Consider the following 25,405-nt stretch of genomic DNA (forward strand, 5'->3'; position numbering starts at 1 on the left):
ACAAGAGTCTACCTATTAGATATTTCGCTCGTGGATCAGGCGCAGGCCAATTAGCGTGAGATCAGGCTCATGCTCATCAATAGTTTCGGCAACGCCAATAATTAGCGGGGCTAAGCCACCAGTTGCAATAACGGTTGGTGCTTGGTCATAACTCTGCGCTAATTCGGCAGTAATGCGATCGACCAAACCATCTACCTGGCCAGCAAATCCAAAGATCGTTCCCGATTGCAAAGCTTCAACGGTGTTCTTACCAATAACGCTCTTCGGACGAATCAACTCAACTTTACGCAATTGCGCAGCGCGCGCAGCAAGGGCATCGACTGAAATTTCAATTCCGGGTGCAAGTGCGCCACCAAGGAATTCACCCTTTGGTGAAACAACGTCGAGATTTGTAGAAGTTCCGAAATCAACGACAATCGCTGGGCCACCATAGAGAACATGTGCAGCCAGAGTATTAACAATGCGGTCTGCGCCAATTTCCTTTGGATTATCAACCAACAGTGGGACGCCCGTCTTTGTTCCTGGCTCCACAATTGTTGTTGGAATCTTTGAGAAGTAAGAGGCGATCATGGTGCGCAGTTCTCGTAAAGTTGCGGGAACAGTTGAACAGATTGATAAACCTGTTACTTCGTAATCCGCAACTAAAGCATTGAACTGCAACCAGAGCTCATCAGCGGTTGTACGTGGATCGGTCTTAACGCGCCATGAGCGCACAAGTTCTTCGCCATCGAAGATTCCGAGGACCGTATTAGTATTTCCGACATCTACAGTTAACAACATAACTACTCCGCTCTCAGATCTAGACCGATATCAAAAACTGGCGCTGAATGTGTAAGGGCTCCGATGGCGATGTAATCAACGCCGCTTTCGGCATAGGCACGTGCGTTCTCTAGAGAAATTCCACCTGATGCTTCGAGTTTGCAAGCACCGTTAACAATTGCAACTGCTTCAGCGCATTGTGCGGGGCTCATATTGTCGAGCAGAACTAGGTCGGGCTTCTGCGATAAAACTTCACGCAATTGATCGAGCGTATCTACTTCGATTTCAATCTCTGAATCTGGGTACAAAGCGCGCACTTTGGCAAAGGCTTCTACTACGCCACCAGCTGCTGCAATGTGATTATCTTTAATAAGCGCTGCATCACTCAAGTTCATGCGATGGTTGGTGCCGCCACCCATACGTACTGCGTATTTTTCAAGCACTCGCATACCCGGAGTTGTTTTGCGGGTATCGCGAACTTGGCATTTCGTACCGGCAACTTCTTTAACCCAGAGATTTGTTAGCGTCGCTACTCCACTTAATTGGCTAAAGAAGTTAAGCGCGGTGCGCTCGGCCAATAAAATTGCCCGGGTATTTCCAGAAACGCTGAGCAAAATATCTCCAGCGCTTACATGATCACCATCGTTCTTTACTCGCTTAATTTCAGTTAAACCAACCTCACGCAATACCGCTTCGGCAACTTCTATACCAGCGATGACTCCACTCTTGCGCGCAGTGAAATCAGCCTTGGCAGTTGCCTTTGCGTCAATGGTGGCAACGGAAGTTATATCTTCGCCGCCCGCCAAATCTTCAACGATAGCTGCTTTTATCAAATCAAGATCCGTAAGTGAAAGTTTCATTACTTTCCTACCTCCTGATAGCTAGTGGTCCAATCGCCGCGTTTATCTAGTTGCTGGACAATGCGCTTTCGCCAGTTGTTCTGTGTCTCTGGAAAGTCTTCACGCCAGTGTGATCCGCGTGTTTCTTGGCGAATCAACGCTGCCTTAAGAATTGCCTGCGCAAGTTGGAAGAGATTGGTGGTCTCCCAAGCTTCAACACATGGTTTATCGCTAGTGCGATCTTGAATACGAGTTAGATCAGCACTGGTTTGCAATAGCGAATCAGATGAACGAAGCACGCCGGCACCACGGCTCATACTTAACTGCAACTCACGACGCGTTTCTGGATCTAGTAAAACGCTTTCGGAATTGTTTTCAATGGGTTCGCTATGTTCAGTCAAATTACCGGCGATATCGGCAGCAATTCGCGCACTGAAAACCAAACCTTCGAGCAGTGAATTTGAAGCCAAACGGTTGGCTCCGTGAACTCCAGAACAAGCAGTTTCACCGCAGGCATAGAGGCCATTGACGCTGGTGCGGCCATTTAAATCAACGCGAACTCCGCCTGATGCGTAATGTGAAGCCGGAGCAACTGGGATCAAATCTTTTGCAGGATCAATTCCATTTGCGATGCAAGATGCGTAAATAGTTGGGAAGCGCGCTTCAAAGCCACTTAAATGTCGAACATCTAACCAGACGTGATGTGCGCCAGTTTTATTCATGGTGCGCATAGATGCGATTGCAACAACATCGCGCGGTGCAAGCTCAGCTAACGCATGTTCGGCAACCATAAAGCGCTCACCAGCATCGTTAAGCAAATAAGCGCCTTCACCACGAACCGCTTCGCTAATTAGCGGTTGCTGACCTTGGGTATTATCGCCAAGCCATAAAACTGTGGGGTGGAATTGGATAAATTCCACGTCAGCAACTTTTGCACCAGCGCGAAGTGCCAGCGCGACACCATCACCAGTTGAGACTGATGGGTTTGTGGTTTGTGCGAAAACTTGTCCGAGTCCTCCGGTTGCAAGCACAACTGCTTTACCAAGTGCGCGTCCAACGCCATCGCGACTACCTGCACCGATTACGTGCAAGGTAACACCACAAACAGAACCACTGGCATCTTTAATTGCATCTAAGACGAGTGCATGTTCAACAACTTCAATCTCTGGGTCATCATGAACCGCGGCAAGAAGTGCGCGTGATACTTCAGCACCTGTTGCATCGCCACCCGCGTGCAAGATGCGATTACGTAGATGACCACCTTCGCGAGTTAACGAGATTTCACCGCTTGCTTCAGTATCAAAAATTGCACCGCGTTCGATTAACTTGCGAACGGCTTCTGGTCCTTCGGTAACAAGTACGCGGACAGCTTCTTCATCGCATAAATCTGCGCCCGCAACTAACGTATCTTTTAGATGTTGATCAGGTGTATCCCCTGGACCAAGTGCTGCAGCAATACCGCCTTGCGCCCATTTAGTAGAGCCTTCATCGACCTTTGATTTAGTAACAATCAAAACCGAAAGTCCATAAGTTCGCGCCTGTAGAGCGGTAGTTAACCCAGCGATTCCAGAACCAACAACAATGACATCTGCTTGGGCGGTCCAGCCAGGAGCGGGCGCTAACAACTTCATCGCACAGATCCTAACTTCATCTCCATATTGTCGATCAAACGCACCCCATTTAGCCAACCGGCGATAATCGCACGCTTATTTGCCGTCGCATCTATCGCCTTTGAAAAATCCTTCTCATCGATGATCTCGGCATAATCCAAGTCGAAGCCTTCTTGTGAAACAGCTACCGATTGCAGAGCAGTTCGCGCGGTATCTAGATCCAAAGATAGCGCTGCAGCATTTAGTGCACGGTAGAGAACTTGTGCTTGCTCGCGCGCTTTTTCATCCAATCGCACATTGCGAGATGACATCGCAAGGCCATCGGTTTCACGGATTGTTGGTGCGGCAACAATTTCAATATCTGATTTGAGCTCTGTGATGAGCTTTCGAATAAGTGTTAACTGCTGAAAATCTTTCTCACCAAAGATCGCAGTTTTTGGTCTAACCAATTGAAATAACCTTGCAACTACGGTTACAACGCCATCAAAGTGTCCAGAACGAGAAGCGCCCTCATAGAGATCTCCCAATGCACCAGCAGATCGCTTTGCAAAGCCTGTTGGATAAATCTCTTCGTAGGTAGGTAACCAGAGATGAGTAACGCCAGATTCTTTCGCTAGTTCAATATCCCGATCAGGAGTTTTGGGATATTTTGTTAACTCTGCCTGGTCTTCAAATTGCAGCGGATTTACAAAGATGCTTGCGACAACGTAATCTGATTTTTCACGCGCTAATTTAAATAGCGAAGCATGGCCTTGATGAAGCGCGCCCATCGTCGGAACAAATGCGCAGCCGTCAGCGAGTTCGGTTGAACTAGTGACTATCTTCATGATCTTGGCTCCAGTCCTTTCAGGTACCGGGCGGTGATGAAGACAAGTTTAAGGCTTTACGGCAATTGCACCAAAAGCTCAGAAATCTTGCCATGGGTAAGAAGAATCGCCTCAGGATCAATCGAAACCCAGGGTTCAAGTACGAAACGCCTCTCATGTGCGCGTGGATGCGGGAGCTTTAATTCATCAGCAGAACTTAAAAGTGATCCGTATTGAATCAAATCTAAATCAATAGTGCGTGGTCCCCATTTTTCCAGGCGCTGTCTGCCAAGTGCTTTTTCGATACCGTGGAGTAATGAAAGTAAATCCATGGCAGGCAGTTCGCTTTCAACGATACAGACTGCATTTAGATAATCAGGTTGCTCGATATCGCTGACGGGTTTTGTGGAGAAATACTCAGAAACAGAGATTACATCCGTGGCCTCGCGCAACATCGCTACCGCTAAATCCATCTGTGCTTTGGGATCTCCAATATTTGCACCTAGCGCGATTACCGCTTTCATCGTGAGATGGTGACCGAGATGTCTTTTACTTCAGCCGCAACTGGCGCTTGTGGTTTATGAACAGTGACAGTTACTCGTGCTGCTTGAGCAAATGTAATCTTGATTCGTTCTGCAATACGACCGGCCAGTTTTTCAATTAGTGAAACTGGATTTGTGGTGATCTCTTCAACAACTAAATCGATGACTTCCGCGTAGTTAATTGTGTCTTTCACATCATCGCTGATACTTGCCCGAGTTAGGTCGACTTCAAGTTCTACATCGACATAGAAATCTTGGCCGTTGGCGCGTTCTGCCTCAAAGACTCCGTGATAACCAAAGCCTTTAATTCCAGTGATGCGAATTAGATCAGCCATGGTTTACAACTAAATCTTTATGTGATTTCACGCTATGAACTCTAACTGCCCAAATACTTTTATCAAGTAAAGATTTGGTGAGCGCTATCGTCGCTTCTTCACGCTCATCAGGAGTGCTGCCCCCAAGGAAACGTTTGCGCGATCCTCCAATTAGCACTGGATATCCAAGTTCAGTGAATTCACCTATGCGATTTAAGATCTCCCAGTTATGTTCGGCCTCTTTAGAAAAACCTAAGCCTGGATCAATTATCAAGTTATTGCGGGCAATTCCAGCCTTTAACGCTAGATCGATCTGCAACTGCATTTCTGCAATTACTTCTTTGACCACATCGCCGTATGTCGCAAGCGAATTCATATCTTTGGAATGACTGCGCCAATGCATCAAAATATATGGGCAACCCATTTCGGCAACGCTTTCATGCATCAAGTCATCAGCTAGCCCGCCACTTACATCGTTGACGATACTTGCGCCAGCTTCAATTGCTAGCGCTGCTGTTTCGGCGCGCATTGTGTCGATACTTATGGGAACTCCGGTTTGCGAAAGTTTTTTTATAACTGGCAAGACTCGAGATTGTTCTTCTGCGGCGGATACCCGATCCGCACCCGGCCGAGTTGATTCGCCGCCAATATCGATAATGTCTACGCCTTCGGCGATCATCTCTAAACCGCGAGCAACCGCCTTTTCGTAAGTGTCATGCTTGCCACCATCTGCAAATGAATCAGGTGTGACATTCAAAATGCCTATGATCTTCATGATTTATCGATTGCTTTAGCGAATTAGTTAGCGGTTGGTGATCAGGCTGATCGCTTCAGCTCGTGTTGCTGGATCGCGCAGAACACCACGCACTGCACTTGTGGTTGTGCGTGCTTGTGATTTACGAACCCCGCGCATCGACATACATAAATGTTCGCAATCAATAATCACAATCACGCCCATCGGATCGAGAATCTTCACCATCGCATCGGCAATTTGAGTTGTTAAGCGCTCTTGCACCTGTGGGCGACGGGCAAATAAATCAACTAAACGTGCAACTTTGGAAAGTCCCGTAATTTTGCCACGCGGAATATATCCAACATGTGCGACTCCGTGGAATGGAGTTAAGTGGTGTTCGCAATGTGAAAATACTTCGATATCGCGGATGATTACCAACTCTTCATGGCCGATATCAAAGGTGGTTGTTAACACCTCTTCTGGCGACTTCCAGAGTCCTTCAAAGTTCTCTTTAAAGGCGCGGGCAACGCGCGCTGGAGTCTCTTTTAAACCTTCGCGATCTGGATCTTCACCGAGAGCTAGAAGAAGTTCGCGAACTGCAGCAGTTGCGCGCGCTTCATCGTATGGGTGCAGAGCGCGCCCATCTTCAGGTCCCATTGAAACCGGAGTTACATCGTTCACTCTTGATCGGAATCTTTCTTTGCGCTCTTGCGAACTCGTGAAGGTTTCTTTTCAGATTCTGGTTCGATGACAATACGTTCTGGAACATCAACCGGTGGTTGCTGTGAAGGAATACGCGTTGCTGAACCTGTCCAGGCCGGACGGCGTGGCCAAGAGTTAACTTTCTTAAAGATCTTTGCAATTTCTTCTTTATTGAGAGTCTCTTTCTCAAGAAGCTGCAGAACCATCGCATCTAAAGTAGCGCGGTTTTCTACCAAGATATCAAAGGCTTCTTGGTGGGCATTTTCAATAAATTTACGGATCTCAGCATCAACGGTTGCCGCAATGTTTTCAGAGTAATCACGTTGGTGACCATAATCGCGACCCATAAATGGTTCTGATGCATCTGCTCCGAGCTTGATCGCACCGATAGTTTCGGTCATTCCGTATTGCGTAACCATGGCGCGGGCTAGTGCGGTTGCCTTTTCAATATCATTTGATGCGCCAGTTGATGGGTCATGGAAGATTAACTCTTCAGCAGCACGTCCTCCGAGTGAGTAAGCAAGTTGATCTAACAACTGATTGCGCGTTGTTGAGTACTTGTCATCATCTGGCAGAACCATTGTGTAACCAAGTGCGCGACCGCGCGGCATGATCGTAATCTTGTGAACTGGATCAGTATGTGGAAGTGCATGCGCAACAAGTGCGTGGCCAGCTTCGTGATAAGCGGTAACGCGACGTTCATCATCAGACATAATCCTTGATTTACGCTGCGGACCAGCCATTACGCGATCAATTGCTTCATCGATCTGGCTATTTGAAATTACCTTCTTCTCCTCGCGTGCGGCAAGAAGTGCAGCTTCGTTAAGAACATTTGCTAGATCTGCACCGGTAAATCCTGGGGTGCGACGTGCATAAGTAATTAGATCTACTTCATCTGAAAGTGGTTTGGTCTTGGCATGCACTTTGAGAATTTCTTCGCGACCCTTTAGATCTGGGCGATCAACTGCGATCTGGCGATCGAAACGACCTGGACGCAATAGCGCAGGATCAAGTACATCTGGGCGGTTAGTTGCTGCGATCAAGATAACTTGACCGCCAGTTTCAAATCCATCCATCTCGACAAGAAGTTGGTTAAGAGTTTGTTCGCGTTCGTCGTGACCGCCACCCATACCGGCGCCGCGCTGGCGACCAACTGCATCAATTTCATCTACGAAGACAATTGCGGGTGCATTGGTCTTTGCCTGCGCAAATAAATCGCGAACTCGCGCTGCACCAACACCAACGAACATTTCAACAAAATCTGAACCAGAGATTGAATAGAAAGGAACTTGCGCTTCTCCTGCTACTGCGCGAGCAAGAAGTGTCTTACCGGTTCCGGGAGGGCCGTAGAGAAGGACGCCTTTAGGAATCTTCGCGCCAAGGAGTGCGTACTTAGGTGGGTTAGCGAGAAAGTCTTTTATCTCTTCTAGCTCGGCGATCGCTTCATCAGCGCCAGCTACATCGGCAAAGGTATTTTGTGGAACATCGTTATCTTGTAATTTGGCGCGAGATTTTCCAAATGAGAAGACGCGATTTCCACCTTGCGCGCGGCTCATCAAGAAGAAGAACAGGAAGCCAATTAAGAGAATTGGGAATATTGAGAATAGAAAAGAAAGAAATAGCGATTGTGATGGAACTTCAACGGTCCAGCCTTTTACAGGAGAGTTCGCGCTTAAAGCATCGATAAGCGTTGGCTCTTGGCGGGCAATATATGAAGCTTCGACTTTGCTATCGCCTTTGATTAATACACCTGGCTTTAGGATCAAACGAATCTTTTGTGATCGATCAACCAAGACCGCAGATTCAACTTCGGATTGTGAAATTGCAGCGAGTGCGCGTGAAGTATCAATTTGGGTATAACGATTACCGGCGCCTGTAACTTGTCCGAAGATAGTTACCGCCAAGATCGCTGCAACTATCCAGAAGAGTGGGCCACGAAAAATCTTTCCAGCGCGGGAAGTCGGCGCCTTCTTGGGGGTCTTCTTAACGCTCTTCGAATTTGTTGAACTTTTCTTCTTCAACAAATTCTTGCCATCAATTTTCTTTTTTTCCATTAGCGAGAGCGCCGTCCCTACGAATACATGTGCTTTGCGAGCACACCGATAAAGGAGAGGTTGCGATACTTCTCGTCAAAATCAAGTCCATAGCCAACTACGAAATCTTTAGGAATATCAAAGCCGACGTATTTGCAATCAACTTCTACTTTCGCCGCCTCTGGTTTGCGCAAGATCGCGAGAATTTCAACACTGGCTGCGCCTCGTGACATTAGATTTGCGCGTAACCAAGAAAGTGTTAAACCAGAATCGACAATATCTTCAACGATCAAGATATTGCGGCCAGTGATATCGCGATCTAGATCTTTCAAGATACGAACAACGCCGCTGGACTTTGTGCCAGATCCATAGGAAGAAACTGCCATCCAATCCATTTCAATATGGCGTTGCATCGCGCGAGTAAGATCTGCCATCGCCATGATTGCACCTTTAAGAACTCCTACAAGAAGTAAGTCGCGGTCTTTGTAATCTGCATCAACGCGTGCTGCAAGCTCCGCAACTTTTTCGCGAAGTTGATCTTCGGTAACGATTACGCGTTCTACATCTGTGCCGACTGCAGCTAGATCCACTTAAGGACTCCTTCATGTGGTTATGAGGTGATCAATTTGGACGGGCCAAGAGCGAAAGTCTGCCCGAAATCCGGGCAACCTTCACACCACCCGGCAGGCTCGCCTCCCCTTGTCCGTGCCAAGAAGTGACCAGCGCCTCAACGGCAGCGAGGTGATCTGCGCTTATTGAGCCACCTGGAGCCCCTGCTGCATAGATCGCAGCCCTCAAAATCCGAGAACGGATCGCTCTGGGAAGTTCGGCAAGGGCTGCGCAATCTAGATCTTTGAGGTCAACTCGAGAGATAACTGCTTGCGCCATCTCATCTAAAGCATCAGCATCATCGCGCAAGATCGCTGCACTGCGGGAAAGCGCTGCAGCAATTCCTGGGCCGATCTCTGTTTCCATAATTGGCAAAACTTTATTGCGCACTTTAACGCGCGTGAACTTTTCATTTTCATTATGTGGGTCGTTCCAGGGTTTCAGATCTGCTTCGGTGCATGCAGCAACTGTTTGTTCACGAGTAAGGCTTAAAAGCGGTCGTGCGTACTTTCCATTAACAACTGCCATTCCGGAAAGTGAACGTGTGCCAGAACCGCGCGCTAACCCGAGTAAAACTGTTTCGGCCTGATCATCGCGAGTATGTCCCAAGAAAATTTGAGAAGCGCCAAATGCATGTGCAGCAGAATCAAGAGCGGCATATCGTGCAGCGCGCGCATCGGCTTCTAATCCGGATTTTTCGACAATATCTACTTTTTCAATTAATACTTCTTGATAACCCATATCTTTTAAAGTGCTTTGTACTTTTTTAGCTTGATCTGCCGAACCGCTTTGTAATTGATGATCAACGGTTACGCCAATTAAGGTGATTGCTAAAGCTGGCGCTTCTTTAATAAGGGCATAAGCAAGCGCAAGTGAATCTGCACCACCGGATACCGCGACTAGCGCACAATCACCAGCGGTTAGGTTTTCTAAAAATGGTCGGACAGCGTTTCGTAGGTCAACGAGCGCGCTGGTCATGCGCTAACTCTAGACCCGACCACCAAATGGCATAAGTCCTTTAACGCTGTAGATATTCGAGTAGAGCAGGCCTTTCCCCTTTGAATTGGCCTCCCACATCATTCCGTTACCAGCATAAATAGTGATGTGGTGGATCGATGAAATTGTTCCCTTATATGAATAGAACAATAGATCACCTGGAACAAGTTCATTTAAAGATACATGTTTGGTATATCCCGCATAAAGTGATGAGTTTAAGCGATCCCAATTTGGCCAACCGAGTCCTGCCGCTTTGTAAGCGGCGTAAACCAAGCCAGAACAATCAAATGAGTTTGGCCCTTCCGAACCCCAGATATATGGCTTGCGCGCTAAAACCTGCTTCTTTGCGAAAGCGACCGCAACTGCACGTTGTTCTTCAGTTGTGCGGATTGTAGAACGTCCCTTAAATCCGGTATCTGCCCAAACCTTTTTCTGGCCAGAAGTATTAGCCGCTGTATTAGCAAGACTTTCTTCAAGGAGTGCAAGTGCACGTTGCTGTTCAAGCGTAATTCGCACTTTTTTTGCGCTGGCAAGTTCGCGCGCTAACTTATCTTGAATCGCTTGCAACTTATCTACTTCTTTTTGTTGCAGGGCTTTTGCATCATCTGCAACTTTTTTAGCCCCCGCAACTTTTGCAGTTGCAGTTTCTTGCACAACCTTTGCCGCATCGGCCTTTACCTTTGCATCGCGCGCAACAATTTCTGCAGCTTTGTAGCGATCGAGCGCCATCGTGTTCTGCACACCCAACTTATCCAAGGTTGAAATCTGATCAATTAAATCTTGTGGGCCATTAGCGCTAAGCAGTGGTTCGATATCTGTCATCGATCCACCCATTATGTAAGCATTCGCTGCCAGCTTGCCAATTACTCGGTGCGCTTGTGCAACAGCTTCTTGCGTCTCGCGGGCATACTCTGCGGCGGCTACCGCAGCAGCAGTTGCTACAGCGAGTTCACGCTTTGCCTTTACATATAACGCCTGCGCTGCATTTGCTTTGGCGGTCAAAGTTCGAAGAGTTTGATTGGCTGCCGCTAATTTCTTCGCGGCTACATCGGCGGCTTTTTTCTTCGCGGCTTCAGCTTTCTTCGCCGCCTCAATCTGCGCCAGAGTTGGTTTTGGAGTTGCTGCGACGGCAGGAGTAATCGGTAGCGCGAGCCCAAAAATCAAGGCTAGCGCTAGCGCTTTTCTGCGATGCAACACAAAACCCCCAAGTGTTAAGCCCCCAGAATAAGTGAGCAACCTGTGGAACTCCGTTAAAAGGTGGTGAGTGTCGCTAGTTGGCTACATCTCGTTTTGTGAATAGAACGGTTGCGATAACCAAAGCGATTCCCACGTAAATCCCAGAAAGCGAAAGGGCATGGGTATAACTAATTGTTTCGGTTCCACCAGCAGCAACTGTTGCCAACTGACTTCCGGGCAACCATTCCAAAGTGCTGGATTTAACTGCGCCCACAATGTTTTCTACAATCAATAGCCACAATACGCCAAGTGAAATTGAGCTAATTGGTGAGCGGAAGAGAATTCCCAGAACCATGCCGATGATTCCAAAGCCTAAGATCGAGATGAAAACATTGAGCAGAGTTTTCGCTATTTCAATACGTCCATCGCTATTGAACCAAAGCGTGGTGCTGACATCTTTACTTCCGGCCAGTATGTAAGAAACACCGATTGAAATTACGGCTCCGACCAAAGTCATAATGACTGCGAAGGCTTTCATCGATGCCAATTTGCCGATTAATAAGCGGATACGGCCAGGTTGACGTACCAAAAGATTGCGCAGCGTTCCGAGTGAGTATTCCTGAGCGGTTTGAGCCGCAAATACACACAGAGCGATGATTCCGAGTAGGTTTCCGATACTCGTAAATGCTTGTGTAGAACCACTTGGCAGCGCGAGCATTTCGCGGGTAATTCTTACCCCACGGTCGCCATTGCCTTGTGGTGAATCGATAAGTAAGAAAAGTAGTGAAGAAACCAAGACGCTAAAGAATGCAACTGCTCCCATAGTGCCCAGTAGCAAGGTAGGACGTCGTAATTTGCGCCATTCAGCAAAGAAGATTCTAGTTAGGCTGCCGATCATTTCTGATCTCCTGTCATTTCAAAGAAAGTTTCTTCGAGGTTAGGTAGTTGCGGTGAAAGCTGGGTAAGTAATATTCCGGCCTCAAACGCCAACTTATTTAGAACTCCCGCCCATTCTGCAGGTCCTTCAATATGTGCAACTCCATCGCGAATATGTGCTTTATGCCCAGCGCCTTCGGCAAGAGAAATAATTTTTTCTAAATCGCTTAACTTTTCAGTCTTAACCAGCATAAATGGTTGCTGCGCATCGAAAAGGTCTTGCATTGCGCCTGCAAAAACTACTTCTCCCTTTCGCAACATAACCAAATACTCGCTAATGATTTCTAACTCTGAAAGTAAATGTGATGAAACAAATACTGTTGTACCGCCATCTGCCAGCGAACGAAGAAGTTGGCGAATCTCTTGAATTCCTTCAGGATCTAATCCATTAGTTGGTTCATCTAAAATCAAAAGCTTTGGATTTGGCAGAAGTGCAGCTGCGATACCCAAGCGCTGTTTCATACCAAGTGAGTAAGTTTTGTACTTTGATTTTCCGCGATCAGCGAGCCCAACTTGTGCGAGTAATTGATCTACACGTTCAAGGGGAAAGCCTCCAAGGGTTGCTAGAACTTTTAGATTCTCAGCGCCAGATAGAGCTGGATAGAAAGCAGGGCCTTCGATCATCGCCCCTACTTGAGAGAGATATTTCTCTGGAGATGTAATCGGCTCACCCAAGATGCGCCCCGTGCCACCGCTAGGTGAGATAAGTCCGAGCAACATGCGGATCGTCGTTGTCTTACCAGCGCCATTTGGGCCAACAAATCCGCAGATCGTTCCGGCTGGCACCTCAAAATTGGTATGTGAAACGGCAAAGCCAGAGTCATATTTCTTACTTAAATCGCTAACGGATATCGCTAATTGAGGCATGTACTCAATATAGCAATTGCACCTTAGAATTCTCGGTGTGAGTAATGAGATCTGGGGTTATCAACCAACCAATCAACGGCCTGCACCAGATTGGGAAATCAACCCTCAAACTGCAGCAGTGCGTGCCGGTCTTGCTCGTTCTGGTTTTGGCGAAACATCTGAGGCCCTTTATTTAAATAGTGGCTTTACATATTCCTCCGCGCAAGAAGCATTTGATGCATTCGCTGATGAGACAGATCATTACTTATATAGCCGTTTCCATAATCCGACAGTGCAGATGTTTGAAAAGCGTTTAGCAGCAATTGAAGGCGCAGAATATTGCGTTGCAACAGGTTCTGGAATGTCCGCCATGTTCGCATCTGTCGCCTGTCTTGTTAAAGCTGGAGATCACGTAGTCGCATCAGCCGCGATGTTTAGTTCTTGCCACGTTGTGTTAACTGAGATATTGCCCAAGTGGGGCGTTACCGTAGAGCTTGTAAAAGGAAATGACTCAACAGTTTGGGCTGCAGCGTTAAGCAAACCGACAAAAGTCGTCTTTATCGAATCTCCAAGTAATCCTTTAATGGAAATAGTTGATATCCGTATGGTTAGCGATCTGGCTCATAAAGTTGGCGCCACTGTGATCGTTGATAACGTTATGGCTTCTCCGGTTTTGCAGAAACCCCTTGAACTCGGTGCAGATGTAGTTATGTACTCCGCAACAAAACATATTGACGGTCAAGGGCGCGTACTTGCTGGAGCAGTTCTTGGTTCCTTCTCCTATATTCACGAACATTTAATTCCATTTAATCGCCACACTGGTCCATCACTAAGTCCTTTTAACGCCTGGGTGCTTTTAAAATCTTTAGAAACTATGGAGATGCGCGTTCAACGTATGTGTGAAAATGCCCATGCGATTGCTGAATTTCTAGAGACTCGCAAAGAGATTAAATCTGTTAAATACCCTGGGCTAAAGTCGCATCCAGATTATGTAACTGTTCAGAAGCAAATGACTGGCGGCGGAAGCACAATCGGGATCGAATTTGCTGGCAGCCAAAAAGATGCTTTCGCCTTTATGGATGCTCTGCGAATTATTGATATCTCTAACAATTTAGGCGATAGCAAATCACTTATTACCCACCCATCTTCTACAACTCATCGCCGTTTAGCGCCAGATGTTCAAGCCGAGATGGGTATTACTCCTTCAGTGCTTCGCCTGTCAGTTGGGCTAGAGCATGTAGATGATTTGATAAAGGATTTAACTCAAGCCTTTAAAAGTTGAGCCGCAACAAGCAAAACAGATAGCAGGCTCAAGTAAGTAATAGACCATTGAAAAATTTTTCCTGCAGTTTTCTCATAATTTACTGATTTTTCATTTAAGCCACGGAGTTGAGCGGCGAAAACTAATCCCAGTGCAACCGTAACCGCCATCGCCCAGTTCTGTAGCTCTGCATTAATTATTAGCGCTACTGACGAAGCAATCATGGCAATTGTATAGATCCACATCTGACGAAGTAGATGTGTCTTACTGGCTACAACTGGCAGCATTGGAATATGCGCGGCAGCGTAGTCATCCTTATATTTAATTGCTAAAGCCCAAAAATGAGGCGGTGTCCAGAAGAAGATAACTAGGAAAAAAGACCACGCGGTAACCGAGAGCGAATTTGTAACAGCAGCCCAACCGATTAGCGCTGGCATACATCCTGCTGCCCCGCCCCAAACAATATTCTGCGGAGTGCGCTTCTTTAGCAAAATTGTGTAAACCCAAACGTAGAAAACAATTGCAGTTGCAGTTAGTGCGGTTGTTAGCGCGTTTGTATATACCGCAAAAATTAGAAGTGATATCAAGCCAATTAAAGTTGCAAAGATTAGCGCTTCGGCTTTTGTAAGTACACCAGTTGCAAGTGGCCGCTTTGCCGTGCGCTTCATTAACTTATCTGATTCGGATTCGATCACCATGTTAAATGCATTTGCACTTCCGGCAGCGAGGGTTCCACCAATTAAAGTTGCCATGGTTAAGGTGAGTGAAGGCAGACCTTCATTTGCTAAGACCATCGAAGGAAGAGTTGAAACCAATAAAAGCTCGACTACGCGTAACTTCATGAGGTCTACAAATCCGCGAACCTTTACAGAAGGTTTTAAGCGTGAATTCGTGGACACAGGCAAAGATTACTCAGCATTAATGTGCCGCGTTCTCATGGTCCTCTAAGGAAGGACGCCTATTGTGCGTATTGACGCTAAAACTTGCTATCAAAGATAGGGATATGACCAATGACACCTCCAAAGAAGCCTGACTGGATCGAGATCGCCGAAAACGATGGCGGTTTAAATCAACCAGCACCTAAGGCAAAGAAGAGCGGTCCAGTACTTATTGCTGCGACTGCATTGGTTCTGACTTTCGGTGGCGCTGTTGTAGCCCAAACAAATCAAGGTGGGACTGGGGATACTCAGCAGCCTCAATTGGTGCAGGCATCGCAATCAGCCACAATGGCGACTCCGGCGCTAAGCGCCGTAACGCCACAATCAACATCTCCAAATTTATCTAGTTCTGTGCAATCACCGTCGATAAAAGCTCCTTCAATTGGCAAAAACACTCTTCCGGCCATTGCTACCCCACCAAATATGAATGGCGGAGATGACGATGATGAAGATGAGGACGAAGATGAGGACGAAGGTGATGACGAAGATGATGACGACCGTGACGATCATTAATGCCAGTAAAGTTAGCGAGTGCCTCGCAAACTAGTTAAGAAGATTTCACTGGCAGTTACTTGTCTGCTCCTAACTGGCATCGCTAGCCCGATTAGCCAGGCGAATAGCCAAGATCTTTCTGCTTCGAAAAAGATCGTTTTAGTAAAAACCATTAACGGTGCGATTGCACCTAAATCGGTTGAGGCATCAAATAGCGGGCTAGTCAGCGCCCATAACATGATGTATCGCCATAGCGTGACCCTTTATAACGCGCAGACGATGGAGCTTGAAGCTACGATTCCTGATTCGGTAAAACTCTCAGATTTTGGCTACTCGAAATATTCTGGAACATATAAAGGCTCACCTGTAGAAGGCGCCTTCTCTCCTGATGGCAATTATCTTTACTTCACAAATTATGCGATGTATGGCAAAGGCTTTAACAGAGAAGGAACCGACACTTGTTCTCCTAGCGATAACTACGATAAAAGTTTTCTATCGCGCGTAGAACTTTCAACTAAGAAAATTGATGCGATCTATCCTGTCGGTTCAGTTCCTAAGGTTGTTAAAGTCTCACCGGATAATAAATATATTCTTATATCGAATTGGTGTTCCTACACAGTCACAATCATTTCTGTAGAAACTCAACAGGTAGTAAAAACTATAAAAATTGGTCGATATCCGCGGGGCATTGCAATCACCAGCGATAGCAAATTCGCTTATGTTGCCGAAATGGGTGGAAACCGAATCCACCAGATCAACCTGGAAGATTTCTCAGTTAATTACATACCAATTGGATCAAACCCTCGTGCAATTGTGCTCTCCCCAGATAACACAAAACTTTATGCAACTTTGAATATCTCGGGAAAAGTTATCGCTTGGGACTTAGCTACAAATAAGGCGATTAAGAGCGTGGCTACTGGAAAATCCGCACGTAGTTTGGCGATCTCAACAGATGGCTCAGCGCTTTATGTAGTCAATTTTAGAAGTGGGACTCTATCTGTCGTCAGTACAGAAACAATGAAAGTCTTACAGAACGTAAAAGTCTGTAGCGAACCTATCGGAGTTACTTACGATCAAACCGAATCAAAGACCTGGGTGGCTTGTTACGGCGGTTCAATTAAAGTATTTGCACCTCAGTAACAACAGTTGCGCTTTCCGGTGCAGGGATAGCCAACGGCGCAGCAATCTTGGCTAGATAACGATCTAAAGTCTTGCGTGCACGATCACTTGCTGAATTAGTTCTACGAATCTTGTCGGCGATGATTACAAAAGCGTATTCACGATCTCCTGATTGCACATAGCCAGCAAGGCTTACCGTGCCGGTAAGAGTGCCGGTCTTTGCCTTAACCAAACCAACCGCATCTGGAGCCGTCTCGATATAGCGATTTCGTAGCGTTCCACTTTCTCCACCGACCGGAAGGCTCTCAATCAACCTTGAAAGAACCGGATCGGAATGAATTTTGTAGAGCAGTTGTGCAAGTGCGTGTGCAGTAACTTTATTCTGTCGCGATAAACCACTGGCATCGATAACGACTATCTGCGCTGGATTTATCCCAAATGAAATCAAAATTTCTGCGAAGGTAACTGCTACGCCTTCATCGTTAAATTCATTGCCGGCATACTTTGCTGCGATCTTAGCCATGCGTTCTGAAAGTTGGTTATCACTCCAAAGCAAGAACCAATCAAGCATCTTTATAACTTGTGGTGATTCTGAAGTTAATATCTCTTCGCTAACCAATGAAGTCGCCTTTTCATCGCTTACCTTGATAAATGCAGCGGTAACTCCACGTTTCTTGTAGAAGGCTTTATAACTTGCAACTTCGTTGGCATAGATACCGTTGTAATAAACCTTTAACTTCTTTATCGAACCGCCTGAGCTCTCTTTAACTTTACTAAGGCTATTAAAGGCAATCCGTGGAAAAGAGGTGCGCTTCATCTTTGTTGCAACCCGATGATCCATCGAAATCCAAGGATCAAACTCGCCATCGATAACAATTGAATCAGGAACCGTGCCGAGTGAAACTCGAGTTGTAAAGACTTGGTCAGGCTGTAAGTGTTTTAAGGTGGCCGCGGCTGCAAGAATCTTCATTGTCGAAGCGGGCTTGCGTTGTGAAAATGCATTTGATTCAAAGACGATCTCGCCGGTGCTTACATCAATTAACGACACCGATGGATTACTTAACTCTGGCTCTACCGCTAGACGTGAGAAAACGCTGGCTGCTGAGATGGGATCAAATGCAGAAGCGCTAGGAGTGATAGCCAATACCGCTGCGGTCAGCAGCGCAGAGCGCCTAACAAAACTATTAAACAAGCGCTGTCTTACCCAACTGTGGCGATAAGAATATTGAGAACTGTTAGGCCAATTAACGTTAGCCAGATGCTCTTCTTTAATTCGCTCTTCTTCGCGTTTATGTAGCTAAGTACCAGAATGGCTAGGACTACCAAGAGCTTTATTCCAACTTTGGTGTGATCTAAGGTCTCATCTGGTTTTGCCGATGAATAAGTACCAACCATCACAAGACCTGCCAGTAGCGCAGTCGCTGCGGAATGCATTACACCTTTAGAAAGTTTACGAGGGCTCTTATTCCACTGATGAAGCAGCAATCCCAAAATTCCAGCGATCGCCAACATATGCGCGATATATGCGATTAGAAATACAGTCTTCATTGTTATTAGCCCTTTCTAGCCTTTCTTACATATTAAGTTTAGAGTGCGCACATGGAAATAAATACACCTGCCACGATCGGCCCAGGAGAATTTTTTCCTGTTGTAGGTGTTGGTCCTCATGAAAAACCTTGGCCAACAGGTGCTCAATATGACTCAGAATTGCTTGAGAATGGTGATCGTCGCAATGTTCTAGATCACTATCGCTATTGGTCCGTTGAAGCAATTGTTGCTGATCTCAATACTAAGCGCCATAAACTGCATATCGCTATTGAAAATTGGCAACATGACTTAAATATCGGTTCAGTTGTTCGAACTGCAAATGCCTTTAATGTTTCGGCCGTACATATCGTTGGAAAGCGTGACTGGAATAAGCGTGGCGCAATGGTTACAGATAGATACCTAACCGTTATTCATCACCCCACAATCGCCGACTTTGCAACTTGGTGTAAAGAAAATAACCTGCCGATTATCGGAATCGATAACGTCCCGACTTCTAAACAACTTGAAGGAGCGCAATTACCTGAATCATGTGTGCTTTTATTCGGACAAGAAGGCGCCGGAATGTCAGATGAAGGTATTGAAGTCTGCGAAGTGCTCTATGAGATACGCCAATATGGATCTACTCGTTCCATGAACGCTTCAGCTGCTGGCGCGATAGCGATGTATCACTGGGCGCTGCAACACCTACCTCGTTAACTCCTGCAGCAAACCATCTATCGCACGTTCCACCATTCCGAGAACTTCTTCGAATGCCGAATCAGGTAGCGAATAAGGATCTGGAACTTCGCGATCGCCAGCAATTGTGTAATCAAAGTCGCGCAAGAAATGAACTTTACCGTGCAGTTCTTGATTTTCAGTAAGCGACAAAACATTTCGGTGGTTGCTGCGATCCATCACCAAAATCAAATCAGATTTCTCCATTCGTGCAGCAGTCATTTCCGACGCGATGTGATCGAACTTGTAACCTGCTGCTTCCCAAGTTTTCTTGGAAGGTGGATTTGGACCTTCACCTACATGCCAATTTGAAGTTCCCGCACTATCGACCAGAATTTTCGGTGCGCTCCAAGTAGAAGTTCTATTTGCTAAAACCGCTGCCGCCATTGGAGAACGACAAATATTTCCTAGACAGACCATGGTGATTAAAAGTTCATCGCGATTTCGCAGATGAGATAAATCAGGCACGAGTTATTTAGTCGCCTAAATCATCCGAGACGGGGACATCTTCCATCGCCTCGCGCACAGCAACCAAGCGGCGGTCGATTTCATCTGCTTCAGCCATACGACCAAGAGCGCGAAGCACTTTGGTCATACGGGTTTCGATATCAACAATTAGTTCGAAATCCTTTGGTTCTTCTTCAGAAATAATCTGCAGAACACCATCTAACGTCGCCAGACCTTCATCGAGTTTTCCGAGTAGAACTTCGGCTTTTCCGTATTCGTAGAGCGCAAAGGTTTCACGGCGGTGATCATGGCCGGTTTCAAAGACATCGATCGCCTTGCGAGCAGCTTCGATCGCTTTTTCGCCATCGCCGAGTTCGACATAGCAAGATGCGATCTTCTGATCACAGCGTGCAACTTGAATAACTTCTTTTTCGGTCTTAAAAATCAAACGAGCTTCTTTAAAGGTAGTAATTGCCTGGTCGTACTGCTTTAGCTCGCGATATGCGCAACCAAGCAAATGGAGATCATTAGCGGCACCGATTTGATTTCCATCAACTAAATGCTCTTGCGCACATTCATCCATGATCTCGACAACTTTTACAAAGTTCTTCGAGGCATACCACCACTCACCCAATGTGCAGGCAAGTTCTAATGAGAGTGGAGATTTGCTCTCGCGCAAAATTTCCACAGCTTTGCTCATGGCAGTGGCCGCTTCATCCATACGCTTTAACTGATTTAAGTTATAACCAATTGCAGAGTAAGCCTGCGCAAGTCCTTCGCTAGATTCAGCAGCGCCGAGTTCAGAGAAGATATCGCGCGCGGTTTCGGCAAGTGCTAAAGCTTCGTCGTACTGTCCGCGTGCAAAAATTCGCGCACTTAATTCGTAATATGTATTTGCACGATCTGCGCCATGGACCTCTGGAATTCGATCCCAGAGCATCTCTTCGGTTACGAGCTCGTCCTGGCTTTCATCATCGCTCATGGCGGCGAGATTACTCTTAAATAATTAGGAAGGCGCGTTATATTGTGTAAACGCCATGCGCCAATTTCCCAACGGGCCAAGCGCTGCGCCTTTCAAAATATTCTCAGTTACTGCACGGATTTGCCGTTGGGTCGCCTTATCGAAGCGGTGTCCCCATGGGCAGCGATCTTCCATCGCACAAACCCAGCCATTTGTAGCCATATTCAGGGCGCCCGCACCGGATGGGCGGGTGTAATAAGTGGCCATTGATGGGACGGATTTTTCAAAAGGCAGAATTGAAGATCGCGCGATCGTCTCAACTGGCGGACCGTTAAATGTAATCGGAGTATCGGCTTCATAACCAACGACGCCTTTGATAACTGCCCCAGGTTTTAATACATCAAAAGGCCAGAGGCTGGTTTCAACGACCATATCTCGTTTAAAACCGAGTGAAAGATATTGCGAACCTAAGAGCGTGACTTCTGGTCGGCCTAAATCACGCCAAGGTGTAACGCCAGAAATCGTTTCGCCATTTATATCAATCCGGTTATAGGCGGTATTGCCACCAAGGACAATTAGATTAACTCCACGGTCAACCGCTGCTTCAACTGCATTGCGCATTTGCGTTGTCCAGTATTCGCTGTGTCCACCAAAGACCAGTGCCTTGGTCTTACTTGTTAAATCAGGGTTGCGATCTAAATCAAAGTCGGTGGCATAGTTAATGGAAAGACCTAGCTTTTCTGCTGCTTTTATTACGGGGTATTCCATGTAGCGGAACTGCCCCGATCCATCACCATCGTAAGGACGCGCAAAGGAAACTTCGCTGGCGCGAGTTTCGCGTTTTCCGTCAGGGCCTTTATAAAGGCTGTATCCACCCCACTGGTTGTAAGTCTGCCAAGTTATAACTGATGAGATAAAAGTTAAATCACTTTCAACGTCAGGATTGTTTATGACTAGCGGAATAAAAGTTGCTTCGCGATTTGGAGCCTGTAACTTAAACAAATATTGACCAGGCAGATACTTTTCAGAGGCGACAAAATTCCAACCATCTCTTGCAGATAAAGATGCAAAACGGCGAGCGCCAATGCCGTCGTAGTAACCCATGCGATAGATAGTGACCTTGGCTTTTTCACTTTCAACAAGGGTTAACTTCGCACTTTCTCCGCAACGAAGTGAGGTGGTATCGAAATAACCTTCTGCGCGATCAATTGCCTTGCGCCTTGAGAAATCTGCGCTGAGGCGAAATGGCACACCCTTGCTCCAGGTGGGATCGCCCTTTCGAGCGTTCTCAGATTGAACCCATCCCTGCCCCGGCTGCGAGCAGCTTTGTGCACGAGCAGGCGTTGCCATAGCTGTCGCTCCAGCAAGGACTACAAGGACGCTAACGATCAATTTACGCATGATGTGCGAAAGGATAGGCGCCCTTATTGGGTAGCGCCTGTGAGCCAACCAAGGATTTTGCAGATGCGAATGATTTGCATCTGGCTTACAATTTACGCATGCATATCCCTGATGGCTTTATCGACCTGCCCACCTCTGCCGCCTTCGCCGCGGTAGCCGCAGCAGGCGTTGCCATCTCCATCCGTGGCGCAAAATCTTCGCTTGATGAGAAGACCGCGCCGTTAGCCGGACTTACTGCAACCTTTATCTTTGCGGTGCAGATGCTCAATTTTCCGGTCGCTGCCGGAACTAGCGGACACTTACTTGGCGCAGGACTTGCTGCAGTATTGATTGGTCCTTATGCAGCAACTTTGGCGATAACAATTGTTTTGATCTTGCAAGCCCTGCTCTTTGCAGACGGTGGATTAAGCGCACTTGGCTTAAGTATCTTTAATATGTCACTCGTTGCCGTCTGGTTTGGTTACGGCGTCTTTCTCTTGGTTAAGAAGATTGCACCGAAGAAGAAACTTTCAATCAGCATCGCAGCGGCAATCGCAGCGTTGTTATCTGTACCAGCTGCTGCCGCAGGATTTGTTCTGCAATATGCAATCGGTGCCAATGCCACTTTCTCAGTCTCTGCAGTCTTCACTGCGATGATCGGTACACACTTCCTTATCGGAATCGGTGAAGCGCTAATTACCTTCTTCGCCGTTGGTGCAGTACTAGCCAGTCGCTCAGATTTGGTTTACGGATATAAGAACGAGAGTTCCAAACTAGAGATTCGTGCCAACTAATGAAGCAGAAAACATTTTTGATCACGGGGTTTATTGCCTCACTATTTCTTGCAGGAATTGTTTCGTTCTACGCATCGTCCAATCCTGATGGCCTAGAAAAGGTTGCTGGTGACATTGGTTTTATTGATACGGCGAAAGAGAACACCAATAGCGAAGGAATACTTGCTGACTATGGCGTCAAGGGCGTAGATAACCAGCGTCTTTCAACAGGTGCAGCAGGTGTAATTGGTGTTGTTGCCACGGGAGCAATTTCAACTGGACTCTTCTTCTTAATTCGCCGTAAATCTGGTGACAAAAAATAAAACTTCAGACCACAGAACTTGATCTCGTACATACCCATGGCCACCACCACGGCCACGATGTGGGCGAGCGACTTTATCTACACCGCCATTCAGTAACGCATTCACTGCCCTCACACGTAAAGATTCTGACCGTTCTTGTCTTCATCTCAGTCTCTGTTGCAACGCCAATTACTCGCTGGCCTGCATTTATCGCCTTTTTTAGCCTGCTTATCTTCACAGCAGTTATGAGCAAGATTCCGATTCTTCTGCTCTTTAAGCGTGCGTTAATTGAGATTCCATTTGTCTTCTTTGCAATCCTGATGCCATTTTTTGGTGAAGGTGAAAAGTTCTCCATCTTTGGCGTAATGGTTTATCGCGATGGTTTATTGGCTGGAACTTCTATTGTGGTTAAGGGAACGCTTGGCGTTCTAGCCGCGGTGATTCTTTCAACTACAACAACGGCGCGCGAAATCCTGCGGGGCTTAGAAAAACTCAAACTTCCAATGATCATGGTTCAGATCGCCTCATTTATGTTGCGCTATATCAATGTGATTAGCGATGAGATGGAGCGGATGAAAGTTGCCCGCGAGTCACGTGGCTTTATTGCAACTGGGATCAAACATTGGAAAGTTTTAGCAACCGCAGCAGCTGCTCTCTTTATTCGCTCTTACGAGCGCGGTGAACGAGTTCACTTAGCGATGCTCTCTCGCGGCTTCGATGGCGCACTTCCATCGCTAGATTCTCATTCCGTAACTACACGTGAATGGTTCACTGCGCTATCAATTCCAGGCCTCGCCTTAATTGCTTCAATAACCGCATCACTGATTGGTTGGTAGAAATGTCTAACGTCCCAAGCTTGCAGATCACCGAATTGGCATTTGCTTATCCCGATGGCAACCAGGCGTTGTATGGCGTAAATCTGACAATCCAAAAGGGTGAGCGCGTTGCACTACTAGGTCCTAACGGTGCCGGCAAGACAACACTGGTTATGCATATGAATGGAATTCACCCAACAATGCAGGGTGAAGTACGTATTTCAGGCGAGCTAGTCGATAGCAAAAATAAAGAGTCTCTAAAAGCGATTCGCTCCAAAGTAGGAATCGTCTTTCAAGATCCAGATGATCAACTATTTATGCCTACCGTTGGAGAAGATGTCGCCTTTGGCCCATACAACATGGGGCTCCGCGGTGAAGCGCTAGATAAAGTCGTTGCAGATGCTTTGACTCAAGTCGGAATGATCGATTTCATCGATCGCCCGCCGCACCATTTATCTTTCGGACAACGTCGCCGTGTTGCTGTTGCAACAGTGCTTGCGATGAAGCCTGAGATCTTGGTCCTTGATGAACCATCTTCTAACTTAGACCCTGCTAGCAGGCGCGAACTTGCAGATATCTTGCGTTCGCTAGATATCACGATCGTCATGGTTACCCACGATCTGCCATATGCCTTTGAACTCTGCGAGCGTTCGGTAATTCTCTCTGGCGGCATCATCGTCGCCGATGACAAGACCGGTCAGATTCTTAACGATGAGAAGCTACTTAAATCGCATCGCCTAGAACTGCCAGTTGGGTTTTCATTTAACTAACGAAAGTTTGATGCGATTTTGACCGATTGCAGCGCCCAGAAGAACGACGAGTGCTCCAACTGGTTCATACCAATGAATCTTCTCTTGCAAGAAAATCACACCAACAATTACCGCGACCACTGGCGTTAAATATGTGACGCTGCTTGCAACAGCGCTTCCTGCCAGCGCCATAACTTTAAAGTTCCAAATGTATGCAAAGCCGCTACCAAATACGCCAAGCGCGATCATCGCAAAAACGGGAGCTGCTTTGTACTCATATTTATCTATGCCGTTGTAGATAAAGAAGGGAAGCAAAGTCAGCGCGCCCAGCGTTACCTGACCAGCAGCAATAGATTCTGGCGCCAATTTATGCTGTAGAACGAAGCGGCGTGAATAAGGAAATGAAAACCCATAACAAGTAACAGCAGCAAGCAAAATTAGAATTGCCCAGAGCGGATTGTCACCAAGACCTTTCCAAGCACCTAAAACAGTTAATACTCCAGTAAACCCAATCAAGATACCTACTACCTGATGAAGTTTCGGTTTCTCATTTCGCGTAACAACCATAATTGCTAGCAAAGTCATTAGAGGTGTTACCGCGTTAATAATTCCCGCTAGAACAGAAGTTACTTCTGTTTCGGCTAGCGCGAAGAAGACCCCTGGAATAACATTTAAAAGTAGTGAAACAACCCAAAGGTGAAATAGAACCTTCTTTGATTCGGGAAGTGCAATTCCTTTGTACTTAGCCCATGCCAGCAAAGTCAGCGCGCCAAGTGCGCAGCGACCAAAGGCAACTCCAAATGGAGTTAGAAATTCAAGTCCCAACTTGATAAATATGAATGAACAGCCCCAGACAGCACCGAGGGCTAGGTAGATCGGTAGCCACGAATTGTCTTTCTGCGGCTGCGAGGATGACACGTGGGCCCTGTCGGGCTCGAACCGACGACCCACGGATTAAAAGTCCGTTGCTCTACCGACTGAGCTAAAGGCCCCACTGTAATTCGG

29 protein-coding genes and 1 tRNA gene are annotated in these 25,405 nt (G+C 46.8%); 8 read left to right on the plus strand and 22 right to left on the minus strand.

Annotated elements, in window-relative coordinates; all coding sequences use genetic code 11:
• Positions 1-15: 15 nt before the first annotated feature.
• The 14 genes from A1sIIB106_RS06255 to A1sIIB106_RS06320 all read right to left on the minus strand — a co-directional run bounded on the left by A1sIIB106_RS06255 (position 16) and on the right by A1sIIB106_RS06320 (position 12,922).
• Positions 16-780: a type III pantothenate kinase gene (locus tag A1sIIB106_RS06255; protein WP_095677709.1), complete on the minus strand. Its 765-nt coding sequence runs from the start codon at positions 778-780 to the stop codon at positions 16-18.
• Positions 781-782: 2 nt separating this feature from the next.
• Complete coding sequence (gene nadC / locus A1sIIB106_RS06260; protein ID WP_095677710.1) at positions 783-1,619, minus strand: carboxylating nicotinate-nucleotide diphosphorylase; 837 nt, start codon at positions 1,617-1,619, stop codon at positions 783-785.
• A complete protein-coding gene (locus A1sIIB106_RS06265) occupies positions 1,619-3,229 on the minus strand; it encodes an L-aspartate oxidase (RefSeq protein ID WP_095677711.1) in 1,611 nt (536 codons plus the stop codon). The genes nadC and A1sIIB106_RS06265 overlap by 1 nt, the downstream gene beginning before the upstream one ends.
• Positions 3,226-4,035 (minus strand): pantoate--beta-alanine ligase, encoded by an 810-nt coding sequence (gene panC / locus A1sIIB106_RS06270; RefSeq protein WP_095677712.1) that lies wholly within the window; start codon positions 4,033-4,035, stop codon positions 3,226-3,228. Before panC ends, A1sIIB106_RS06265 begins: the two co-directional genes overlap by 4 nt.
• A 56-nt stretch (positions 4,036-4,091) precedes the next feature.
• On the minus strand, positions 4,092-4,538 hold the full coding sequence (gene folK / locus A1sIIB106_RS06275) for a 2-amino-4-hydroxy-6-hydroxymethyldihydropteridine diphosphokinase (protein ID WP_095671626.1): 447 nt from the start codon (positions 4,536-4,538) through the stop codon (positions 4,092-4,094).
• On the minus strand, positions 4,535-4,891 hold the full coding sequence (gene folB, locus A1sIIB106_RS06280) for a dihydroneopterin aldolase (RefSeq protein ID WP_095677713.1): 357 nt from the start codon (positions 4,889-4,891) through the stop codon (positions 4,535-4,537). Before folB ends, folK begins: the two co-directional genes overlap by 4 nt.
• Positions 4,884-5,645, minus strand: a complete 762-nt coding sequence (folP, locus tag A1sIIB106_RS06285; protein ID WP_095677714.1) for a dihydropteroate synthase — start codon at positions 5,643-5,645, stop codon at positions 4,884-4,886. The genes folB and folP overlap by 8 nt, the downstream gene beginning before the upstream one ends.
• Before the next feature lie 27 nt (positions 5,646-5,672).
• Complete coding sequence (gene folE, locus A1sIIB106_RS06290) at positions 5,673-6,260, minus strand: GTP cyclohydrolase I FolE (RefSeq protein ID WP_095677889.1); 588 nt, start codon at positions 6,258-6,260, stop codon at positions 5,673-5,675.
• Positions 6,261-6,280: 20 nt separating this feature from the next.
• Entirely contained in the window at positions 6,281-8,359 is a 2,079-nt protein-coding gene (ftsH, locus tag A1sIIB106_RS06295) for an ATP-dependent zinc metalloprotease FtsH (protein WP_095677715.1), read from the minus strand.
• Positions 8,360-8,376: 17 nt separating this feature from the next.
• Positions 8,377-8,928 carry a hypoxanthine phosphoribosyltransferase gene (gene hpt, locus A1sIIB106_RS06300; protein WP_095671630.1) on the minus strand — a complete coding sequence of 184 codons (552 nt, stop codon included), beginning with the start codon at positions 8,926-8,928 and terminating at the stop codon, positions 8,377-8,379.
• Between the two features lie 31 nt (positions 8,929-8,959).
• Positions 8,960-9,925 carry a tRNA lysidine(34) synthetase TilS gene (gene tilS / locus A1sIIB106_RS06305; RefSeq protein WP_095671631.1) on the minus strand — a complete coding sequence of 322 codons (966 nt, stop codon included), beginning with the start codon at positions 9,923-9,925 and terminating at the stop codon, positions 8,960-8,962.
• Between the two features lie 9 nt (positions 9,926-9,934).
• Complete coding sequence (locus tag A1sIIB106_RS06310) at positions 9,935-11,140, minus strand: C40 family peptidase (protein WP_095677716.1); 1,206 nt, start codon at positions 11,138-11,140, stop codon at positions 9,935-9,937.
• A 73-nt stretch (positions 11,141-11,213) separates the two neighbouring features.
• Positions 11,214-12,017 (minus strand): ABC transporter permease, encoded by an 804-nt coding sequence (locus A1sIIB106_RS06315; protein ID WP_095677717.1) that lies wholly within the window; start codon positions 12,015-12,017, stop codon positions 11,214-11,216.
• Entirely contained in the window at positions 12,014-12,922 is a 909-nt protein-coding gene (locus A1sIIB106_RS06320) for an ABC transporter ATP-binding protein (RefSeq protein WP_095677718.1), read from the minus strand. The genes A1sIIB106_RS06315 and A1sIIB106_RS06320 overlap by 4 nt, the downstream gene beginning before the upstream one ends.
• Before the next feature lie 37 nt (positions 12,923-12,959).
• On the opposite strand from A1sIIB106_RS06320, the gene metZ reads away from it, so the two are divergent.
• Positions 12,960-14,183 carry an O-succinylhomoserine sulfhydrylase gene (gene metZ, locus A1sIIB106_RS06325; RefSeq protein WP_095671636.1) on the plus strand — a complete coding sequence of 408 codons (1,224 nt, stop codon included), beginning with the start codon at positions 12,960-12,962 and terminating at the stop codon, positions 14,181-14,183.
• On the opposite strand, the gene A1sIIB106_RS06330 is transcribed toward metZ, so the two are convergent.
• Entirely contained in the window at positions 14,165-15,061 is an 897-nt protein-coding gene (locus A1sIIB106_RS06330) for a heme o synthase (protein WP_223298678.1), read from the minus strand. The two genes, metZ and A1sIIB106_RS06330, sit on opposite strands and share 19 nt — an antisense overlap.
• Before the next feature lie 111 nt (positions 15,062-15,172).
• On the opposite strand from A1sIIB106_RS06330, the gene A1sIIB106_RS06335 reads away from it, so the two are divergent.
• Together A1sIIB106_RS06335 and A1sIIB106_RS06340 are read left to right on the plus strand one after the other, a co-directional pair.
• Positions 15,173-15,613, plus strand: a complete 441-nt coding sequence (locus A1sIIB106_RS06335; protein WP_095677719.1) for a hypothetical protein — start codon at positions 15,173-15,175, stop codon at positions 15,611-15,613.
• 18 nt (positions 15,614-15,631) lie between these two features.
• Positions 15,632-16,732: a YncE family protein gene (locus A1sIIB106_RS06340; protein ID WP_095671638.1), complete on the plus strand. Its 1,101-nt coding sequence runs from the start codon at positions 15,632-15,634 to the stop codon at positions 16,730-16,732.
• Here the strand turns inward: A1sIIB106_RS06340 and A1sIIB106_RS06345 are convergent.
• Entirely contained in the window at positions 16,710-17,855 is a 1,146-nt protein-coding gene (locus A1sIIB106_RS06345; protein ID WP_223298679.1) for a D-alanyl-D-alanine carboxypeptidase, read from the minus strand. The genes A1sIIB106_RS06340 and A1sIIB106_RS06345 overlap by 23 nt on opposite strands.
• A gap of 56 nt (positions 17,856-17,911) precedes the next feature.
• Positions 17,912-18,259 (minus strand): hypothetical protein, encoded by a 348-nt coding sequence (locus tag A1sIIB106_RS06350; RefSeq protein WP_095677721.1) that lies wholly within the window; start codon positions 18,257-18,259, stop codon positions 17,912-17,914.
• A 51-nt stretch (positions 18,260-18,310) separates the two neighbouring features.
• Between A1sIIB106_RS06350 and A1sIIB106_RS06355 the strand changes: the two genes are divergently transcribed.
• A complete protein-coding gene (locus A1sIIB106_RS06355; RefSeq protein ID WP_095671641.1) occupies positions 18,311-18,955 on the plus strand; it encodes a TrmH family RNA methyltransferase in 645 nt (214 codons plus the stop codon).
• Here the strand turns inward: A1sIIB106_RS06355 and A1sIIB106_RS06360 are convergent.
• The 3 genes from A1sIIB106_RS06360 to A1sIIB106_RS06370 are packed head-to-tail and all read right to left on the minus strand — an operon-like array spanning position 18,944 to position 21,782.
• A complete protein-coding gene (locus A1sIIB106_RS06360; RefSeq protein ID WP_095671642.1) occupies positions 18,944-19,441 on the minus strand; it encodes a low molecular weight protein-tyrosine-phosphatase in 498 nt (165 codons plus the stop codon). The genes A1sIIB106_RS06355 and A1sIIB106_RS06360 overlap by 12 nt on opposite strands.
• A 7-nt stretch (positions 19,442-19,448) precedes the next feature.
• Positions 19,449-20,402 (minus strand): tetratricopeptide repeat protein, encoded by a 954-nt coding sequence (locus A1sIIB106_RS06365; protein ID WP_095671643.1) that lies wholly within the window; start codon positions 20,400-20,402, stop codon positions 19,449-19,451.
• A gap of 24 nt (positions 20,403-20,426) precedes the next feature.
• Complete coding sequence (locus A1sIIB106_RS06370; RefSeq protein WP_095671644.1) at positions 20,427-21,782, minus strand: N,N-dimethylformamidase beta subunit family domain-containing protein; 1,356 nt, start codon at positions 21,780-21,782, stop codon at positions 20,427-20,429.
• Between the two features lie 98 nt (positions 21,783-21,880).
• On the opposite strand from A1sIIB106_RS06370, the gene A1sIIB106_RS06375 reads away from it, so the two are divergent.
• The 4 genes from A1sIIB106_RS06375 to A1sIIB106_RS06390 are packed head-to-tail and all read left to right on the plus strand — an operon-like array spanning position 21,881 to position 24,421.
• Complete coding sequence (locus A1sIIB106_RS06375) at positions 21,881-22,555, plus strand: energy-coupling factor ABC transporter permease (RefSeq protein ID WP_095671866.1); 675 nt, start codon at positions 21,881-21,883, stop codon at positions 22,553-22,555.
• A complete protein-coding gene (locus A1sIIB106_RS07200) occupies positions 22,555-22,857 on the plus strand; it encodes a PDGLE domain-containing protein (RefSeq protein ID WP_095671645.1) in 303 nt (100 codons plus the stop codon). The genes A1sIIB106_RS06375 and A1sIIB106_RS07200 overlap by 1 nt, the downstream gene beginning before the upstream one ends.
• A gap of 59 nt (positions 22,858-22,916) precedes the next feature.
• The gene (gene cbiQ / locus A1sIIB106_RS06385) at positions 22,917-23,672 is read left to right on the plus strand and encodes a cobalt ECF transporter T component CbiQ (protein ID WP_190276879.1); all 756 of its coding nucleotides are present in this window, start codon (positions 22,917-22,919) and stop codon (positions 23,670-23,672) included.
• Between the two features lie 2 nt (positions 23,673-23,674).
• Positions 23,675-24,421: an energy-coupling factor ABC transporter ATP-binding protein gene (locus tag A1sIIB106_RS06390; protein ID WP_095677722.1), complete on the plus strand. Its 747-nt coding sequence runs from the start codon at positions 23,675-23,677 to the stop codon at positions 24,419-24,421.
• Here A1sIIB106_RS06390 and A1sIIB106_RS06395 read toward each other — a convergent pair.
• Positions 24,410-25,318, minus strand: a complete 909-nt coding sequence (locus A1sIIB106_RS06395) for a DMT family transporter (protein ID WP_095677723.1) — start codon at positions 25,316-25,318, stop codon at positions 24,410-24,412. The two genes, A1sIIB106_RS06390 and A1sIIB106_RS06395, sit on opposite strands and share 12 nt — an antisense overlap.
• Before the next feature lies 1 nt (position 25,319).
• Positions 25,320-25,392, minus strand: a tRNA-Lys gene (locus tag A1sIIB106_RS06400).
• Positions 25,393-25,405: the final 13 nt, after the last annotated feature.

It is taken from the genome of Candidatus Planktophila lacus (assembly GCF_002288325.1).
GTDB lineage: Bacteria > Actinomycetota > Actinomycetes > Nanopelagicales > Nanopelagicaceae > Planktophila > Planktophila lacus.

Bases quoted from the DNA above. Each gene is read 5' to 3' on its own strand.
- A1sIIB106_RS06370 (WP_095671644.1), bottom strand. From the start codon at position 21,782: ATGCGTAAATTGATCGTTAGCGTCCTTGTAGTCCTTGCTGGAGCGACA.
- A1sIIB106_RS06315 (WP_095677717.1), bottom strand. From the start codon at position 12,017: ATGATCGGCAGCCTAACTAGAATCTTCTTTGCTGAATGGCGCAAATTA.
- nadC (WP_095677710.1), bottom strand. From the start codon at position 1,619: ATGAAACTTTCACTTACGGATCTTGATTTGATAAAAGCAGCTATCGTT.
- A1sIIB106_RS06350 (WP_095677721.1), bottom strand. From the start codon at position 18,259: ATGAAGACTGTATTTCTAATCGCATATATCGCGCATATGTTGGCGATC.
- A1sIIB106_RS06255 (WP_095677709.1), bottom strand. From the start codon at position 780: ATGTTGTTAACTGTAGATGTCGGAAATACTAATACGGTCCTCGGAATC.
- folB (WP_095677713.1), bottom strand. From the start codon at position 4,891: ATGGCTGATCTAATTCGCATCACTGGAATTAAAGGCTTTGGTTATCAC.
- A1sIIB106_RS06335 (WP_095677719.1), top strand. From the start codon at position 15,173: ATGACACCTCCAAAGAAGCCTGACTGGATCGAGATCGCCGAAAACGAT.
- A1sIIB106_RS07200 (WP_095671645.1), top strand. From the start codon at position 22,555: ATGAAGCAGAAAACATTTTTGATCACGGGGTTTATTGCCTCACTATTT.
- folK (WP_095671626.1), bottom strand. From the start codon at position 4,538: ATGAAAGCGGTAATCGCGCTAGGTGCAAATATTGGAGATCCCAAAGCA.
- panC (WP_095677712.1), bottom strand. From the start codon at position 4,035: ATGAAGATAGTCACTAGTTCAACCGAACTCGCTGACGGCTGCGCATTT.
- tilS (WP_095671631.1), bottom strand. From the start codon at position 9,925: ATGACCAGCGCGCTCGTTGACCTACGAAACGCTGTCCGACCATTTTTA.
- A1sIIB106_RS06265 (WP_095677711.1), bottom strand. From the start codon at position 3,229: ATGAAGTTGTTAGCGCCCGCTCCTGGCTGGACCGCCCAAGCAGATGTC.
- A1sIIB106_RS06390 (WP_095677722.1), top strand. From the start codon at position 23,675: ATGTCTAACGTCCCAAGCTTGCAGATCACCGAATTGGCATTTGCTTAT.
- folP (WP_095677714.1), bottom strand. From the start codon at position 5,645: ATGAAGATCATAGGCATTTTGAATGTCACACCTGATTCATTTGCAGAT.
- A1sIIB106_RS06320 (WP_095677718.1), bottom strand. From the start codon at position 12,922: ATGCCTCAATTAGCGATATCCGTTAGCGATTTAAGTAAGAAATATGAC.
- ftsH (WP_095677715.1), bottom strand. From the start codon at position 8,359: ATGGAAAAAAAGAAAATTGATGGCAAGAATTTGTTGAAGAAGAAAAGT.
- A1sIIB106_RS06365 (WP_095671643.1), bottom strand. From the start codon at position 20,402: ATGAGCGATGATGAAAGCCAGGACGAGCTCGTAACCGAAGAGATGCTC.
- folE (WP_095677889.1), bottom strand. From the start codon at position 6,260: ATGGGACCTGAAGATGGGCGCGCTCTGCACCCATACGATGAAGCGCGC.
- A1sIIB106_RS06375 (WP_095671866.1), top strand. From the start codon at position 21,881: ATGCATATCCCTGATGGCTTTATCGACCTGCCCACCTCTGCCGCCTTC.
- A1sIIB106_RS06355 (WP_095671641.1), top strand. From the start codon at position 18,311: ATGGAAATAAATACACCTGCCACGATCGGCCCAGGAGAATTTTTTCCT.